The 480-nt window shown below is 51.0% G+C and carries 1 rRNA gene; it reads right to left on the bottom strand.

Going from position 1 to position 480, the window contains the following annotated elements:
* Nucleotides 1-480 (bottom strand): 16S ribosomal RNA (locus ACTHSL_RS12965); the annotation flags it as partial.

Here is a 480-nt window from a genome sequence, read left to right as displayed (position 1 = left end):
GTGTATAAGAGACAGGACTACAAGGGTATCTAATCCTGTTTGCTCCCCACGCTTTCGTGCCTGATCGTCAGTTCTGGTCCAGGAAGCCGCTTTCGCCACTGATGTTCCTTCGGATATCTACGCATTTCACCGCTACACCCGAAATTCCGCTTCCCTCTGCCGAACTCTAGCTATCCAGTATCGAATGCAATTCCCAGGTTGAGCCCGGGGATTTCACATCCGACTTAAATAACCGACTGCGCACGCTTTACGCCCAGTAATTCCGATTAACGCTTGCACCCTCTGTATTACCGCGGCTGCTGGCACAGAGTTAGCCGGTGCTTATTCTGTCGGTAACGTCAAAACAGCAAAGTATTAATTTACTGCCCTTCCTCCCAACTTAAAGTGCTTTACAATCCGAAGACCTTCTTCACACACGCGGCATGGCTGGATCAGGCTTTCGCCCATTGTCCAATATTCCCCACTGCTGCCCCCCGTAGG

The sequence above is a fragment of the Neisseria sp. P0008.S010 genome (assembly GCF_051962715.1).
GTDB lineage: Bacteria > Pseudomonadota > Gammaproteobacteria > Burkholderiales > Neisseriaceae > Neisseria > Neisseria elongata.
Note: the sequence above shows the minus strand (reverse complement) of the source record. Positions and strands in the feature narration are given on the sequence as shown.